Raw genomic sequence first — 16,573 nt, 5'->3', positions numbered from 1 at the left:
CGAGTAGGGTCATGCCACGCACAAATCGGCGCGGCGTGGGCGGTAAATGCGCCTGTGCGGTACTTTTTTCAAGTGCAAAAGCAGCATTGTCCAACATGTAAACACCGAGTGTTGCAAAGAAAGGCGTTCGGATGACGGAAATACACCATGCTTCATGCCATTGCGGGGGCGTTACGTTCACCGTTGCCCTTACCGACGGTCTTGGAACGGCGCGTCGTTGCAACTGTTCGCTGTGCCGGATGCGCGGGGCGGTTGCGGTATCGGCGTCTCTCGATGGTATCCATTTCCAGTCGGGTGAGGAATTGTTGACGTTATATCAATTCAATACCGGGCAGGCGCGGCATTATTTCTGTTCGCGCTGCGGTATCTACACCCACCACCAACGCCGGTCGGATCCGACGCAATACGGTGTGAATCTGGCCTGCCTGAAGGGTATGAGCCCATTCGATCTGGCCGAAGTACCGGTCATGGACGGTGTGCAGCATCCGGCGGACGGGCAAAGCAACGGCGTCATCGGAACGGTTGTTTTCCAGCGACGTTAGGCGGGTGGTCCAAAGCGTACCAGCATCCGGTCACGGATCTGGTCGCGGGCCTGACGGTATGATTCGAGCCGTGCCTCGCGTGATTCGCCCTGCGCGGTGGGGTCGAGAATTGGCCAGTAATCGATCTCCAGATCGTAATGGCGCGTCAGATCCTTTGCCAGCTTGTGGCTGGCGGGCGAAAGGGCCACGACCAGATCGAACCCTGACAGTTCCTCTCCCATCTCGCGCATATCCTCGAACGAACGGGCGCGGTGGCGTTCCAGCTCTATCCCGATCTCGCGGCACACAGCGATGGAAAAGCCGTCCACTTCCAGATCGCTTTTGACGCCCGCGGATTGGACGTAGCTGCGCGTACCGTACATCTGCTTCATCAGCCCTTCGGCCATCGGAGAGCGGACGGCGTTGTGGTCGCAGCAGAACAGAACCGAATGGGGAAGGCCGGTCATGACGATCCCTTCTGCATGGCGCAGATCAACGTGAACAGGCGCCGTGCCGTATCCAGATCGACCAGCGCCTTGTTTGTCAGCCGTTCCTGCAGGATGCGCGCACCTTCGTTGTGGATGCCGCGCCGCGCCATGTCGATTGCCTCGATCCGGGCGGGGGGCAGGCTCTTGACCCCTTCGGCATGGGCGGCGCAGATCTGGAAGTAATCCTTGATCACCTGTCGGAACGGCCCGACCGACAGGTGGAATTCGGCAGCGGGGCTTTCGGCCACCCGCAGGGCAAATACGATCCGCCCTTCACGTATGGCCAGCGCCAGCTGGTACGGTCCGGAAGGGGCAGCCGGGTTGACTAGCGCAAAGCTGTTTTCCTCGCACAGGTCGCGGATGGCGGCGCGGCGTTCATCGGCAAGGCCGCTTTCGCATTCAACCTCTACACGAACCAGATTGTTCATGATCCGGGTCCGTTCAGGCGGTCCAGTCGCGCGCGGACAGACAGGCCATGGGCCTCAAGGCTTTCGGAAATTGCCAGACGTTCGGCTGACGGTCCGATCGCCCGTAGCGCCTCGGGCGTCATCCGGGCAATTGTGGTGCGCTTGATGAAATCCATCACCGACAGGCCCGAGGAAAACCGGGCAGAGCGGGCTGTGGGCAGCACATGGTTCGGTCCGCCGACGTAATCCCCGATCGCTTCGGGCGTCCAAGACCCCATGAAGATAGCCCCGGCGTGGGTGATCCGTGCCGCAAGCGCGTCAGGGTCGGCCACGCACAGCTCCAGATGCTCGGGGGCGATACGGTTCGAAAGGGTGGCGGCCTCTTCAAGATCACGCACCACGATGATGGCGCCAAAATCCTGCCAGCTTGCGGCGGCAATCGCCTTGCGTTCCAGCGTCAGCAGGCGCGCCTCGACGGCGCGGGCAACTGCCTCGCCGAACGCGGGGTCGGTGGTGATCAATATGGATTGGGCGCTTTCGTCATGCTCGGCCTGGCTCAGCAGGTCCAGCGCGATCCAGTCCGGATCGTTGTCCCCATCGGCAATGACCAGAATTTCCGAAGGGCCGGCAATCATGTCGATGCCGACCTTGCCGAATACCCGCCGCTTGGCCGCGGCGACAAAGGCATTACCGGGGCCGGTGATCTTGTCGACCGGCTGGATGGTGTCGGTGCCATAGGCCAGTGCCGCCACGGCCTGCGCGCCACCGATGCGGTACACCCTGTCCACGCCCGAGATCCGCGCCGCCAACAGGACCAGCGGGTTCACTACGCCATTGGGGGTAGGGCAGGCCACGACCAGACGCTCCACACCCGCCACCTTGGCCGGGATCGCATTCATCAGCACCGAGGAGGGGTAGGAGGCCAACCCGCCCGGCACATATAGCCCCGCCGCCGAAACGGGGGTCCAACGCCAACCGAGGGTCGCGCCCGAGGCATCGGTCCATTGGGCATCCTCGGGCATCTGACGCGCGTGATAGGCCCGGATACGTTCCGCGGCCAGTTCCAATGCGGCGCGGTCCTCGAGGGTGACGCGGGCACATTCGGCCTCGATCTCTTCGGGGGTGAACGCCATGGTTTCCGGCGTCAGGTCCAGATGGTCGAAGCGGCTGGTCAGCTCGATCACGGCGGCATCGCCACGATTGCGGACATCGGCGATGATATCCGCCACGACAGCATCCACATCGGGGCTGTCCTCACGCTTCATCCCCAGCAGGGCGGTGAACGCGGCCTCAAATCCGGCGTCTTGGGTGGAAAGGGTCTGTGGCATCGCGATCTCCTTCTTGGCGATGGCATAGCAACTGCTTTGCACCCGCTCAAGCGTTCAGCGTCGTGTCAGGCGCGCGGCACCATAGATGGTGTCGGTCGTGACCTGCGTGACGCGCATCATGTTGCCGGGAATGGCCTCATACTGCAGGGTAAAGGGAAAGGTGGTTTTCTCTGCCATCTCTTGCGGGGAATATCCGTCCACCCGGCGGTATTCGCCGTTGCAGGTGACGGTATCGCCCCGCCTGACGGGGCGTGACAGCGCCAGTTCCGTGCTGCGCCGCCCATCGAAGATGCGGAGGGAGCGGCTGCATTCCTCACCCGCCGGCACATCGCGCAGCGTTGCATAAAGCGCTGTCAGCGGATCGACGGAACCACCCTGCGTGGCGGGGTCCACGTCGTTTTCATTGGCTGCGCGGGGTGGAGTGTAGGCTTTGACCTGCGGGACGCCTGCGCGGTAGGTCATCGTGGCCGAACGCTGGCGGCCATTGTTGTCGGAGCGCTCGGAATAGCTTTCGGGGGTGAACCTGTCAGCGGCGAACCGCCCCTGGGTGGCGGCATCATAGCGGATGCTGCGCAATATACCGACCAGCCCACCACTTTGCAGCATGCCGCTGATGGCATAGCGACCGCTTTCTATCTGGCCACTGACGCGCAGTGATCCCGCCGTGACCCCCCGTATCGTGAGGGAATAGAGCGCCGGCCCCGCGGTCTGCGGAACGGCCGGAAGCGGACCCAGCGTGATCGCGGCCGCAAAGCAAAGGGTGAGGATCTTGCGCATATCATAATCCTTTTACGTTCAGACCCTATATATAGTGGCCCTGATCCGGGACGACCCTTGCAAAGCGCTTGACGGGGCCGTGTAAAGCGCCTAAGGACCGCGCAACGGTTTATTGGCGCTCTGCCTATTTGGGCGGTGCCATCATGTTTGAAGGAAGAACATCATGTCGCGCGTCTGCGAACTGAGCGGTAAAGGCCCTATGACGGGCAACACGGTATCCCACGCCAACAACAAGGCACGTCGTCGTTTCCTGCCGAACCTGAACGATGTCACACTGATCTCCGACGTATTGGGTCAGTCGTTCAAGTTCCGCGTTTCGGCTGCGGCCCTGCGCACTGTTGATCACCGCGGTGGTCTGGATGCGTTCCTGGCGAAATCCAAGGATGCGGAATTGTCGGAAAAAGCACTGAAAGTGAAAAAAGACATCGCCAAAGCTCAAGTAGCGGCTGTCTGATTTTGCGCTGATCCGTTGCAAAAGCCTCGCCATTCGGCGGGGCTTTTTGCATTTGTGGGGCCGGGTGGAAAAAGGTGGGGCGGGATGACCCGCCCATCTGTATCAGCCGCCGCAATAGGCCACGGCTGTTGCGCCGAATGATTTGTAGCGTGCCCAGAACGCGTTATCTGCCGCCCCTTTGGAAACGCGGATTGCCTGTGCGTCATCCGGGTTGGCGAAAAGCCGTGCCGCGCGGCGCTGGTCCGCATTGCTGAGCGTGGCATCTGCCGCCCCCTGGATGCAGGCGCAGGTGCGCGCATTGGGAGAGCCGCGATCCGATCGCATGCAGGCCTGTTCTACCGGACCTGCAAAACTGGTGGCGGGAAATAGGGTAAGGGTCAGCGCAAAGAGCGCCGCAGCACGCGTCGTGGGTTTCATCTGTCTGCCTCGATATCCGGGCGGTCTTATGCCGCCATTGTGGTTGCCGTGGATCGAGTATGCACAATCGCATAAAATTTTCAACGCGCGCAAAGAGCGGGATCCTGATCCTTCAGGCGGCCTCGCGCGGATGTGACGTTGACGGCTGACGATCAAAGGGCATTGACCCCCCATGCGTTCGTGGTCATATGCGCGCATGACCCAGCTTGATCGCATTCGCAACTTCTCCATCGTGGCGCATATCGACCACGGTAAATCCACGCTCGCCGACCGGCTGATCCAGCTGACGGGGACTGTCGCCGAACGCGACATGAAGGCCCAGATGCTTGATAGCATGGATATCGAGCGTGAACGTGGAATCACGATCAAGGCCAACACGGTCCGCATCGATTATCCGGCCAAGGACGGGCACACCTATGTGCTGAACCTGATCGACACCCCCGGGCACGTTGACTTCGCCTATGAGGTCAGCCGTTCCATGCGCGCGGTGGAGGGCTCCTTGCTGGTTGTTGATGCCAGCCAAGGGGTTGAGGCGCAGACGCTGGCCAACGTGTATCAGGCCATTGATGCCGGACACGAGATCGTGCCGGTCCTGAACAAGATCGATCTGCCCGCTGCCGAACCCGATCGCGTGAAGGCGCAGATCGAGGATGTGATCGGCATCGATGCGCAGGATGCCATTCCGATTTCAGCCAAATCCGGCTTGGGTATTCCCGATGTGCTGGAGGCGATCGTGACCCGACTGCCGGCCCCGACCGGCGACCGCGATGCACCGCTCAAGGCAATGCTGGTTGATTCGTGGTACGATCCCTATCTGGGCGTTGTCGTCATGATCCGCGTGATGGACGGTGTGGTCCGCAAGGGCGACCGCGTCAAAATGATGCAGACAGGCGCTATCTACGGAATCGACAAGCTGGCAGTCCTGAAGCCGGCGATGATCGATATTCCCGAACTGGGACCGGGTGAGATCGGCGTTCTGACGGCCTCGATCAAGCAGGTGCGCGATACGCGCGTCGGTGATACCATCACCCATGAACGCAAGGGCACGGATAAACCCCTGCCGGGCTTCAAACCCGCGCAGCCGGTTGTTTTCTGCGGACTGTTCCCGGTCGATGCGAACGACTTCGAGGATTTGCGGGATGCGATCGAAAAGCTGGCACTGAACGACGCTTCCTTCAGCTTCGAAATGGAAACCTCGGCTGCGCTTGGCTTCGGGTTCCGTTGCGGTTTCCTCGGCCTGCTGCACCTCGAAGTGATCCGCGATCGTCTGGAGCGCGAATACGATATGGACCTGATCACCACCGCGCCATCGGTGGTCTTCAAGCTGTTCATGAAGGACGGAGAGGTGCGTGAACTGCACAATCCTGCCGATATGCCGGACCTGACCTATGTGGACCATATCGAAGAGCCGCGGATCAAGGCGACCATCATGGTGCCTGACGAATACCTCGGTGACATTCTGAAACTGTGCCAGGACCGTCGGGGCATCCAGCTGGATCTGTCCTATGCCGGTTCGCGGGCGATGGTTGTCTATGATCTGCCGCTGGCCGAGGTCGTCTTCGATTTCTATGACCGCTTGAAATCGGTGACCAAGGGCTACGCCAGCTTCGATTACCAGATCAGCGAATACCGGGAAGACTTCCTTGTGAAGATGTCGATCCTCGTGAACGACGAGCCTGTGGATGCGCTGTCGATCATGGTCCACCGTGATCGGGCCGAGAGCCGTGGCCGTGCGATGGTTGAAAAGCTGAAGGACCTGATCCCGCGGCACATGTTCAAGATTCCGATCCAGGCCGCGATCGGCGGGCGTGTCATTGCGCGTGAAACCCTTTCGGCCATGCGCAAGGATGTGACCGCAAAATGTTATGGCGGCGATGCCAGCCGTAAGCGGAAGCTGCTGGACAAGCAGAAGGCCGGTAAGAAAAAGATGCGCCAGTTCGGCAAGGTGGAGATTCCACAGGAAGCCTTCATCAGCGCGCTGAAAATGGACAATTAAAAAAACGGGGCCGTGATGGCCCCGTTTTTCATTATGCAGATGGCTGTATTCCCTGCCGGTTTCTACAGAACCTTGCGGATCTTGGCGACCGCGCTGTCAGGATCTTCCTGATAGGAAATCGCCTCGCTGAAAGTGCCATCGGTGTTGAACAGCATCACCTTGGAGGTATGCTCCATCGTGTAATCCCCGTCGCCCAGCTCCACTTTGCGGGTAAAGACCCGGAACGCGTTTTCGGCTTTGGTCACATCGGACTGCGTGCCGGTCAGGGCCTGTGCATTCGGCAACCAGGTTACATAATCGCGCAGCATATCAAGGCTGTCACGCTCGGGGTCCACCGTCACGAACAGGATACGCAGTTTTTCGGCATCCGCACCCAGCCGCTCCTGCCAGCCCATCATATCGCCCAAGGTCGTGGGGCATACGTCGGGGCAATGGGTGAACCCGAAGAAAACGGCCGTCGGTTTCCCCTCAAGCGAGCTTTGGGTGAATGTCGTGCCATCGGTGGATTGCAGCACGTAATCGCCACGGCCGAGCCCCGTGTCGGCCCGTTCTGAGATGCGTGGGGCCAGAACGAACCAAAGGGCGGCTGCCACGAGAATGGCCGCGACCGCTCCGACGACCGGCAAGAATAGGTTGAGCATCTTCATGGCAGACCTCCTTTTCAGTGGTTGTGATGGTGCATGGCGCCGTCGGCATTGATCGCCATGACAGGCATGGAGACCTCTACCTCACCTGCATTTTCGAACTGCAGGGTCACGGTTATGGTATCGCCTTCGGTCAGTGGCCCCTTCAGGCCATCGAACATAAGGTGGTTGGTCGCCGGGGCCAAGGAAATCCCCCCTCCGGCGGGCACAACGATCCCGTCCGGCAGCGGGCTCATCCGCATCGTATCACCGGACATGATCATTTCGTGGATCGATGTGCTTTCCGCAATGTCCGAACTGGCGCTGACCAGACGGTCATCTGTACTGCCGGTATTCTTGACCGTCAGGTAGCCGCCGCCAACAGGTGCCCCAGGCAGTGTGGCCCGTGCAAAAGCGCCTTCCACCGTAATCGGCGATGTGGCCGATGCATCGGCATGCCCGTGGTGATGCTGTGGTGCATTGGATGTCACGCTGACCTGTGGCGCATGATCGCCGGTCCATTCCTCGGTCGCATCACCGCACATCTGCGTGGTCTGAAAGGCAAGTTGGGTTCTGGCCGGAAGATCCTCCACAGATGCGCGAAGACCGAATTCGTCATAATAGGCATCGGGAAGGGAGCCGCCGGACCATGTGATGGCAGATACGCGATCGCCATCCATTTCGGTTTCAACAGTCCAGCCGGGTTTCGGCATAGGTTTTACCATGCTGACACCTTCCGGAACCTCGACATGCAGGCCGGTGGTGGCCGCGCCGTCGCAGCCATGCGGCACGCGCAGTTTCAGAACGGTACTGGCGCCGGCAGGGGCCTCGGATTGATCGAAGGAAACATGGGCAAAGGCCGGTGCGCCCGCCAAGATAGCGGTGCCAAGGGCAATAATACGGATCATGAGTGATCGTCCATTTTGAATGAGGGTAAGAAGCAGGTGGATCAGACCTGTTCCGGAGGACCCCGGGCAAAATGGGCTGGATCGGTCGTCTTGCGCACCACATTTGGCGGAACCGCCGCACGTAGTGTCAGGACCAGAAGTTCCGGGTGAAAGGAAATCTGCGGTGTGCTCGTGGGCAGTACAGTGCCCGCCAGATGGCAGACGGGGCAATCGTGCATTGCCATTCCGTCATGGTGGCCGGCAGGGCACAGATCATCCATGGAACCGCCGGACAGCAGATAAGCCTCAAGCGCCGGATCAGAAACACTTGGCGTGGCATGCGCGGACCCCATCACCCCCATGGCAAGGGTGAAGGCCATCAGAATGGCAAGAGTCAGGGGGCGAAAACCACGCATGCGCTGTTCGTGCATCAGTCCGCGTGATCCTGCAAGCAGGATAAACACCCTGCGACAACGCGCAGCAACCTTACAGTTATGTGAAGAGCTGCACGAAACTTTATTTCCGCAGGGGGTGTTTGGTTGCAAAACAAGGAGAAGATTGTGGCTGAAGACAGAGAGACCAAATCAAAGCTGATCGAAGATTACGCCCTGATCGGTGACACTCATTCTACAGCCCTGATCTGCAACGAGGCGTCGATAGACTGGCTTTGCCTGCCGCGTCACGACAGCCCTGCACTGTTCACCAAACTGCTGGATGCTGAAAACGGTGGCCATGCGTGGGTGCAGGCAGAAAGGATGAAGGCAACTTCACGCCGGTACATTCCCGCCACCAATATTCTGGAGACCCGGCTGTCCGGCCCCGAAGGGGAACTGGTCGTCACGGATCTGATGCCCGTTCATCCGCCACCGGTCCATAGCGATGAGGGCCCGGACGGGGCGGTACAAAGCCGCATCTTGCGCCTGATCACTTGCAACAAGGGCACTGCCAATGGTGAGGCAGGGCTTCATATCACCCCCGATTATGGGCGTGCCAAAGTGCGGTTAGAGGCAGCCGATGACGGCGTCATGGCCCATGTGCCCGATCTGGACCTGCGTATCCGGGCATCTGGTCCGCTGAGCATAGAGGGTGAGATCGTGAGATTGAATTTTGCCCTGAAGGCCGGAGAGCGAGCCTTCATTTCCATCGGGTGTGAAGGCGTACCCGAAGTTGCGGCAATCACCTCGCTTCAGGACGCTGACGCGGACATTGAGAAATGCAAATCCTACTGGGAAGGCTGGACAAAGCAGATCAGCTATGAGGGGCCGTACCGTGCCGAAGTGGAGCGGGGGGCCTTGGTCATGAAGCTGCTGACCTATTCCCCGACAGGGGGGATTGTGGCTGCAGCTACGACCAGCCTGCCAGAGGCAATTCCGGGCAATCGCAATTTCGATTACCGGTACAGCTGGGTGCGGGATGCCGGTTTCACAATCACTGCATTCTGTAATCTGGGCCTTCACCGTGAGGCCGAGGAGTATCTGCGGTTTCTACGGAACGCCGATGGAACGAATGGCCGAGATCTGAAACTGTTATACGGGATCGACGGGGAAATTCCGCCAGAAACAGAACTGGAAAACCTGCCGGGTTGGCGGGGTGTCGGGCCTGTCAGGATTGGCAATGCGGCCTCAGACCAGACGCAATTCGATATGTTCGGTGAATTTCTGGTGGCATTGAACTGCTACCTGAAGGCGGTCGATTACCGCCCCAATGCAAGGATCAGCAATAGGCTTCCCGAGCTGGTTACCACCCTTGCCGACCGTGCGCTGTCAAACCGGGACAAGAAAGATCACGGGATCTGGGAATTCCGAGATCGCAAAGAGAATTTCCAATATGCCAAGGCGATGATCTGGGTCGCTTTGACCCATGCCGTCCGAATTGCCGAGAATATGGATGGTTTTGACCCCGCCAAGATTGATGAATGGCGCGATGCGGCCATAAAGCTGCGCGCGGAATATGAAGAGCGGACGTGGTCCGAGAAGCTTCAGAGCTACACGCAGTCCTACGAAAGCGATGAACTGGACGCCTCTTTGCTGCGGACGGTTTTGTTCGAGGCATTGGACGCCAGAAATCCGCGCACTGTTTCCACCCTGCGGGCGATTGAACGCGAGATCAGCGCAGGGGATCTGACATGGCGGTACCGCATGGATGACGGTCTGGAGGGCGATGAGGGAACATTTACTGCCTGTGCCTTTTGGAGGGTCGGTGTGATGACCCTTGCTGGTGAGGATGAACCCGCGGCATCCCTGTTCCGGCGCCTGCTGGATCGGGGGAATGACGTCGGGCTGTTCGCCGAAGAGATCGATGTTTCCAGTGGAGAGCACAGGGGCAATTTCCCCCAGGCCTTTACCCATATGGCGATCATCAATCAGGCCGTACGGATGAAACCGCAGGAAACGAAAGGATAATCTGCCGCAGCAATGTCGAAAATTCTTGCCCGTCGGGGACGATAGCGTCCAAGGTCATAAAAAACCTGGATATCGCCATATGAAAATCTATCTCCACCTCGGCTTTCACAAGACAGCATCGACAATGCTGCAGTCGATGCTGGCCACCGCCAAGTCCCGACTGTCGGAACAGGGCGTGGTCGATGCACGAAGCTCTGAATCCGAACGCGGGGTGTTTCGGGATCTGCGATGGGGCTTCGTGGCCCTGAATAACAATTTCAAAACCCGCAAGGCCGAACCGCTGATCCGGAAAACCCGTGAACTGATCGGTCGTGCTGCCGAGGCGGGAACGAAATCACTGATCATCTCGGACGAGAATTTTCTGGGCCATCCTGCGTCGTTCCATATCAGTACCAGCGGGCGGGCATGGTTCTATCGCTTTTCGGGGCAGACGGCCGAGGTTCTGCGTGCCGCGACCGAAGGATATGATACCGAGGTCATGTTTGTCCTGCGCAAGCAGGAAACCCTTTATTCCAGCCACTACATGGATGGGCTTCGGTGGTTGCGCTATGATATCTCGCTTGATCGGTTTGCCGAGATGCTGTTTGAAACCGGCCCGGAAAAGCTGCGCTTCGATAGCCTTATCGCACCATGGATCGCGCAATTCGGGGTCGATCATGTGCGGACGATGCTGTTCGAGAACCTGATCGCCGATCCTGCAGGTTTTGTCGCCGATGTGGAGGATTGGGCCGATCTGCCGCGCGGAACGCTGGTTCTGCCCGAGCGTAAGGTGAATGCCGCATTTGGCGGGTATCAGGCCGAGATGGCACGCCGCCTGCACAATGAGGTAAAGGCGGGCGCACCCCTGAAATCATCCCGGCGTGCCGTCATGGCTGCCCGCCCGGAAACGGATGAGGAAAAGGCGATTCCAAAGCCCGCCTTTTCCCCGGAGATGCTTGCAAAGATCCGGGAGACCTTTGCAACCGATCTGGCCTATCAGCCCTGAAGCGTCCGGACGCCAATTCCTTCGCCCCGTGCCAACATTGCGGCCACGGCGGCGATGGAGCCGGCAGCGGTCGTGAAATACGGGATCTTTTCATATAGCGCAACCGAGCGGATTTCACGGCTGTCAGCCACCGCCTGGGTGCCTTCGGTCGTGTTCATCACCAACGCGATATCCCCGTTCTTCAGGCGATCCGTGATATTCGGGCGGCCTTCATAAACCTTGTTCACCAGCGTCGAATGAACACCCTGCTCGGTCAGCCATGCGGCTGTACCACGTGTGGCGACAATCTCGAAGCCGAGGGTCAGCAGATCGCGTGCGGCTTGGGCCAGTGCCTCGGTCTTGTCCGCATCCCGAACCGACAGGAAGACGCGCCCGGACTCGGGCAGGTGGACGCCTGCACCCATCTGTGCCTTCAGGAAGGCCAGCGCGAAGGTCCGATCCCAGCCCATGACCTCTCCGGTGGAGCGCATTTCCGGCCCGAGCAGTGTGTCCACGCCCGGGAAACGGGCGAAGGGAAGCACCGATTCCTTGACCGAGAACCATGGCGTGATCGGATCGGCCAGCGTCATCGAATCTGCCAGGGGCAGTGCGGTATCCGGACCGACACCGGCAGGATAGGCCGCGCGTAGCGGGAAGTTCGACAGCGGTTCGCCGGCCATCAGCCGCGACGCGATGGATGCGATTGCGCTATCCGTGGCCTTGGCGACGAAAGGCACGGTACGGCTGGCGCGCGGATTCACCTCCAGCACATAGATCACACCATCCTTGATGGCGTACTGGACGTTCATCAGGCCAACGACGTGCAAGGCACGGGCCATGGCCACCGACTGGCGCTTCAGTTCCTTGATCACCTCGACGCTCAGCGAGTGGGGCGGCAGGCAGCAAGCGCTGTCACCGGAGTGAACGCCCGCCTCTTCGATATGCTCCATGATGCCTGCGACATGCACATTGGTCCCGTCCGACAGGCAGTCCACGTCCACCTCGATGGCGCCGGAAAGGTAGCTGTCCAGCAGGACAGGGTTCTTGCCCGACACATCCACCGCGCTGGTGATGTAGCGCTTCAGCTGATCCATATCGCGCACGATTTCCATCGCCCGGCCGCCCAGAACATAAGAGGGGCGGATCACCAGCGGGAAACCGACGCGTTCGGCAATGGCCAGAGCCTGTTCGTCCGAGGATGCAATTCCATTGACCGGCTGCTTCAGATCCAGATCGTTCAGCAGTTTCTGGAACCGCTCCCGATCCTCGGCCAGATCGATGGCATCCGGGGTGGTGCCAAGGATCGGAATGCCCTCCGCCTCCAATGCGTTTGCCAGTTTCAGCGGGGTCTGCCCGCCGAACTGCACGATAACCCCGTGCAGGGTGCCGTTTTCCTGCTCTACCCGCAGGATTTCGAGCACGTGTTCCAGCGTCAGCGGTTCGAAGTACAGACGATCCGAGGTGTCATAATCCGTAGAAACCGTTTCGGGGTTGCAGTTGATCATGATCGTTTCGTAACCGGCTTCGGTCAGCGCGAAACAGGCGTGGCAGCAGCAATAATCAAACTCGATTCCCTGGCCGATACGGTTCGGACCACCACCAAGGATGACGACCTTCTTGGCATCGGTCGGGCGGGCTTCATCCTCTACATCGCCCATGACGGGCGTTTCATAGGTCGAATACATGTAGGGGGTCTGCGCCTCGAACTCGGCGGCGCAGGTATCGATGCGCTTGAACACCGCGGTCACACCCAGATTGCGGCGTGTGGTGCGGATGTGCGTTTCGGATTGCTTGGTCAGCATGGCCAGACGGGCATCGGTAAAGCCGTACATCTTCAGGCGGCGCAGGCCATCGGCGCTGGTCGGAAGACCATTCTCGATGATCTTGGCCTCTTCGTCGATGATTTCGCGGATACGGGCAAGGAACCAGGGGTCGAAGCTGGTCGCCGCCTGGATTGCATCATCCGTCAGGCCGTGGCGCATGGCTTGCGCGATCAGGCGGATACGGTCCGGGGTCTGGGCGCTGATGGCCTTGATGATGGCGGATGTTTCCGGCGCACCTTCGATTGCAATTTCGTCAAAGCCGGAGAGCCCGGTTTCCAGTGACGCCAGCGCCTTCTGCATCGATTCGTGGAAGGTCCGGCCGATGGCCATGACCTCACCCACCGATTTCATGGCGGTGGTCAGTTCGGGCTTCGACCCCGGGAATTTCTCAAAGGCAAAGCGCGGGATCTTGGTGACAACGTAATCAATGCTCGGCTCGAAGGAGGCGGGGGTCACCTTGGTGATGTCGTTGTCCAGCTCGTCCAGCGTGTAGCCAACCGCCAGTTTGGCCGCAATTTTCGCGATGGGGAAGCCTGTGGCCTTGGACGCCAGCGCCGAAGAGCGCGACACCCGCGGGTTCATCTCGATCACGACCATGCGGCCATCGGCAGGGTTGATTGCCCATTGGACGTTCGATCCACCGGTCTCGACGCCAATCTCGCGCAGCACGGCGATGGAGCCGTTCCGCATTTCCTGATATTCACGATCCGTCAGCGTCAGGGCAGGGGCGACGGTGATACTGTCGCCCGTGTGGACGCCCATCGGATCCACGTTCTCGATCGCGCAGACGATGATGGCGTTGTCCTTGCGGTCGCGGACAACCTCCATCTCGAATTCTTTCCATCCGAGAAGCGACTCATCGATCAGGACCTGTGCCATAGGCGACGCATCAAGCCCCGAGCGTACGATACGCTCGTAATCGTCGCGGTTATAGGCAACGCCACCGCCCGTACCGCCAAGCGTAAAGGCGGGACGGATGATTGCAGGAAGGCCGACATACTCGATTGCGGCTATCGCCTCGGCCACGCCTGCGTTGATATCGTATTTGCCGTTTGCCAGCTTCGGGGCGGCGATGATCGTGGCCTTGGGGTTCTCGATGCCCAAGCGGTCCATCGCCTCACGGAACAGCTTGCGGTCCTCGGCCATCTCGATCGCGTTGCGGTTCGCGCCGATCAGCTGCACGTTGAACTTTTCCAGCACGCCCATATCGGCCAGGGCCAAGGCGGTGTTCAGGCCGGTCTGCCCGCCCATGGTCGGCAGCAGGGCATCGGGGCGTTCGGCCTCGATGATCTTGGCAACGACATCCGGGGTAATCGGCTCGATGTAGGTGGCATCCGCCAGCTGCGGATCGGTCATGATGGTGGCGGGGTTGGAGTTCACCAGGATGACACGGTAGCCTTCCTCGCGCAGCGCCTTGCAGGCTTGTGCGCCGGAATAATCGAATTCGCAGGCTTGCCCGATGACAATTGGGCCCGCGCCGATGATCATGATGGATTTGATATCGGTTCTTTTCGGCATGTCCGGCCCCATGTGGCTGCCCCCGAGGCCAAACGGCAACGGCTGGATTCGGGGGGCTGGTTTACGCAAATTGTCGCGGGTGTATAGTGAGCAGGGCCCCTCGCGCAACCCTCTTTGGCTTGACACCGGCCTCAAGGCGGTATTGATCCATGGCAATCAAATGAAGCCTCGGAAAAGGGGAGCGTGATGCACGCCTATCGTAGCCACACCTGTGCGGACCTGAACACCTCGAACGTGGGGCAGGACGTACGCCTGTCTGGATGGGTCCACCGCGTTCGCGACCATGGCGGCGTCCTGTTCATCGACCTTCGCGACCATTACGGCATCACGCAGGTGATCTGTGACAGCGACAGCGCCGCCTTTGCCGCGCTGGAAAAGGTGCGTGCGGAATGGGTGATCCGTATCGACGGCAATGTTCTGGCGCGTGACGCAAGCCTTGTGAACCCCAAGCTGCCGACCGGTGCAATCGAAGTATATGCGCGTGAGCTGACGGTACTGGGGGAAGCGGCCGAACTGCCGATGCCCGTTTTCGGTGAGGTGGATTACCCCGAGGAAACGCGCCTGACCTATCGTTTCCTGGACCTGCGCCGCGAGAAGCTGCACCGCAACATGATGATGCGGTCCAATGTCGTCCGCTCTATCCGCAACCGGATGTGGGACCAGGGTTTCAACGAATTCCAGACTCCGATCATTACGGCCTCCTCTCCCGAGGGTGCGCGTGACTTTCTGGTGCCGAGCCGTCTGCATCCGGGCAAATTCTATGCCCTGCCGCAGGCCCCGCAGCAGTTCAAGCAGCTGATCATGGTGTCGGGATTCGACAAGTATTTCCAGATCGCCCCCTGTTTCCGGGATGAAGATCCGCGCGCCGACCGTTCGCCCACCGATTTCTACCAGCTGGATATCGAGATGTCGTTCGTGGAACAGGAGGACGTGTTCGCAACCGTCCAGCCTGTGATCCAGGGGCTGTTCGAAGAGTTTGCCCCAGACAAGACGGTGGCCAAGGATTGGCCTCTGATTGCCTATGAGGACGCCCTCGCATGGTACGGCTCGGATAAGCCGGACCTGAGGAACCCGATCAAGATGCAGGCCGTATCTGAGCATTTTGCCGGATCGGGCTTTGCCATCTTTGCCAACCTGTTGCAGCAGGAAGGTACGGAAATCCGTGCGATTCCGGCCCCCACGGGCGGCAGCCGCAAATTCTGTGACCGGATGAACAAATTTGCCCAGGAACAGGGGCTTCCGGGAATGGGCTATATCTTCTGGCGCAAGGCTGAGGATGGCTCGATGGAGCCTGCGGGCCCGCTGGCGAAAAACATCGGCCCCAAGCGGACTGAGGCTATCCGTCAGCAGCTGGGTCTGGGTGAGGGCGACGCCGCCTTTTTCCTTGGCGGCAAACCCGAGGCATTCCAAGGTGTCGCTGGCCGCGCCCGTAACGTGATCGGCGAAGAGCTGGGTCTGACGGAAAAAGATACATTCCGCTTTGCGTGGATCGTCGATTTCCCGATGTTCGAAAAGGATGACGAGGGCAAGCTGGACTTCAGCCACAACCCGTTCTCCATGCCGCAGGGCGGAATGGATGCGCTGATGGGCGATCCCTTGAAAGTCTATGCATATCAGTACGATCTGGCGTGCAACGGCTACGAACTGATCTCGGGTGGTATCCGTAACCACAAGCCGGAGATCATGTTCAAGGCGTTCGAGATTGCAGGCTATCCCAACTCCGAGGTGGAGAAGCGTTTTGGCGGCATGGTCAAGGCCTTCCGTTATGGCGCGCCGCCCCACGGGGGGTGTGCGGCAGGGATCGACCGGATCGTGATGCTGCTGGCCGACGAGCCGAACATCCGTGAGGTCATCATGTTCCCGATGAACCAGCGCGCCGAGGATATGCTGATGAATGCACCATCCGAAGCGACAAACGAGCAGCTGCGTGATTTGCGCCTGCGTGTGATACCCAAAGACGCATAAGGC

Annotated in this window: 15 protein-coding genes; 6 read left to right on the top strand and 9 right to left on the bottom strand. The window is 59.9% G+C overall.

The window, feature by feature from the left end:
* Positions 1 to 131 precede the first annotated feature (131 nt).
* Entirely contained in the window at positions 132 to 542 is a 411-nt protein-coding gene (locus TR36_RS05680; protein WP_045389310.1) for a GFA family protein, read from the top strand.
* Here TR36_RS05680 and TR36_RS05675 read toward each other — a convergent pair.
* Genes TR36_RS05675 through TR36_RS05660 form a run of 4 tightly spaced genes read right to left on the bottom strand, consistent with a single transcriptional unit; the run spans position 539 to position 3,521 of the window.
* Positions 539 to 988, bottom strand: coding sequence for a low molecular weight phosphatase family protein (locus tag TR36_RS05675; protein ID WP_045389312.1), 450 nt, complete (start codon positions 986 to 988; stop codon positions 539 to 541). The genes TR36_RS05680 and TR36_RS05675 overlap by 4 nt on opposite strands.
* Complete coding sequence (locus tag TR36_RS05670; protein ID WP_062762628.1) at positions 985 to 1,437, bottom strand: UPF0262 family protein; 453 nt, start codon at positions 1,435 to 1,437, stop codon at positions 985 to 987. Before TR36_RS05670 ends, TR36_RS05675 begins: the two co-directional genes overlap by 4 nt.
* Positions 1,434 to 2,744, bottom strand: coding sequence for a histidinol dehydrogenase (gene hisD / locus TR36_RS05665; RefSeq protein WP_045389316.1), 1,311 nt, complete (start codon positions 2,742 to 2,744; stop codon positions 1,434 to 1,436). Before hisD ends, TR36_RS05670 begins: the two co-directional genes overlap by 4 nt.
* A gap of 54 nt (positions 2,745 to 2,798) precedes the next feature.
* Entirely contained in the window at positions 2,799 to 3,521 is a 723-nt protein-coding gene (locus TR36_RS05660; RefSeq protein ID WP_045389318.1) for a DUF3108 domain-containing protein, read from the bottom strand.
* A gap of 163 nt (positions 3,522 to 3,684) precedes the next feature.
* Between TR36_RS05660 and rpmB the strand changes: the two genes are divergently transcribed.
* Positions 3,685 to 3,975 carry a 50S ribosomal protein L28 gene (rpmB, locus tag TR36_RS05655; protein ID WP_045389320.1) on the top strand — a complete coding sequence of 97 codons (291 nt, stop codon included), beginning with the start codon at positions 3,685 to 3,687 and terminating at the stop codon, positions 3,973 to 3,975.
* A 102-nt stretch (positions 3,976 to 4,077) separates the two neighbouring features.
* On the opposite strand, the gene TR36_RS05650 is transcribed toward rpmB, so the two are convergent.
* A complete protein-coding gene (locus TR36_RS05650; protein WP_045389322.1) occupies positions 4,078 to 4,392 on the bottom strand; it encodes a hypothetical protein in 315 nt (104 codons plus the stop codon).
* A 196-nt stretch (positions 4,393 to 4,588) separates the two neighbouring features.
* Between TR36_RS05650 and lepA the strand changes: the two genes are divergently transcribed.
* Positions 4,589 to 6,388 carry a translation elongation factor 4 gene (gene lepA, locus TR36_RS05645; protein WP_045389978.1) on the top strand — a complete coding sequence of 600 codons (1,800 nt, stop codon included), beginning with the start codon at positions 4,589 to 4,591 and terminating at the stop codon, positions 6,386 to 6,388.
* 62 nt (positions 6,389 to 6,450) lie between these two features.
* Here the strand turns inward: lepA and TR36_RS05640 are convergent, their stop codons facing one another.
* Genes TR36_RS05640 through TR36_RS05630 form a run of 3 tightly spaced genes read right to left on the bottom strand, consistent with a single transcriptional unit; the run spans position 6,451 to position 8,329 of the window.
* Positions 6,451 to 7,035, bottom strand: a complete 585-nt coding sequence (locus TR36_RS05640) for an SCO family protein (protein ID WP_045389326.1) — start codon at positions 7,033 to 7,035, stop codon at positions 6,451 to 6,453.
* Between the two features lie 14 nt (positions 7,036 to 7,049).
* Complete coding sequence (locus tag TR36_RS05635) at positions 7,050 to 7,919, bottom strand: copper chaperone PCu(A)C (protein ID WP_045389328.1); 870 nt, start codon at positions 7,917 to 7,919, stop codon at positions 7,050 to 7,052.
* Between the two features lie 41 nt (positions 7,920 to 7,960).
* Complete coding sequence (locus TR36_RS05630) at positions 7,961 to 8,329, bottom strand: hypothetical protein (RefSeq protein ID WP_045389331.1); 369 nt, start codon at positions 8,327 to 8,329, stop codon at positions 7,961 to 7,963.
* A gap of 129 nt (positions 8,330 to 8,458) precedes the next feature.
* On the opposite strand from TR36_RS05630, the gene TR36_RS05625 reads away from it, so the two are divergent.
* Positions 8,459 to 10,300, top strand: coding sequence for a glycoside hydrolase family 15 protein (locus TR36_RS05625; RefSeq protein ID WP_045389981.1), 1,842 nt, complete (start codon positions 8,459 to 8,461; stop codon positions 10,298 to 10,300).
* A 79-nt stretch (positions 10,301 to 10,379) separates the two neighbouring features.
* Positions 10,380 to 11,285 (top strand): hypothetical protein, encoded by a 906-nt coding sequence (locus tag TR36_RS05620; protein WP_153010503.1) that lies wholly within the window; start codon positions 10,380 to 10,382, stop codon positions 11,283 to 11,285.
* Here TR36_RS05620 and carB read toward each other — a convergent pair.
* The gene (gene carB, locus TR36_RS05615; RefSeq protein ID WP_045389337.1) at positions 11,276 to 14,605 is read right to left on the bottom strand and encodes a carbamoyl-phosphate synthase large subunit; all 3,330 of its coding nucleotides are present in this window, start codon (positions 14,603 to 14,605) and stop codon (positions 11,276 to 11,278) included. The genes TR36_RS05620 and carB overlap by 10 nt on opposite strands.
* Positions 14,606 to 14,791: 186 nt before the next feature.
* On the opposite strand from carB, the gene aspS reads away from it, so the two are divergent.
* Complete coding sequence (gene aspS, locus TR36_RS05610; protein WP_045389339.1) at positions 14,792 to 16,570, top strand: aspartate--tRNA ligase; 1,779 nt, start codon at positions 14,792 to 14,794, stop codon at positions 16,568 to 16,570.
* Positions 16,571 to 16,573 lie beyond the last annotated feature (3 nt).

The organism is Falsirhodobacter sp. alg1 (genome assembly GCF_000739715.2).
Lineage (GTDB): Bacteria > Pseudomonadota > Alphaproteobacteria > Rhodobacterales > Rhodobacteraceae > Falsirhodobacter.
Note: the sequence above shows the minus strand (reverse complement) of the source record. Positions and strands in the feature narration are given on the sequence as shown.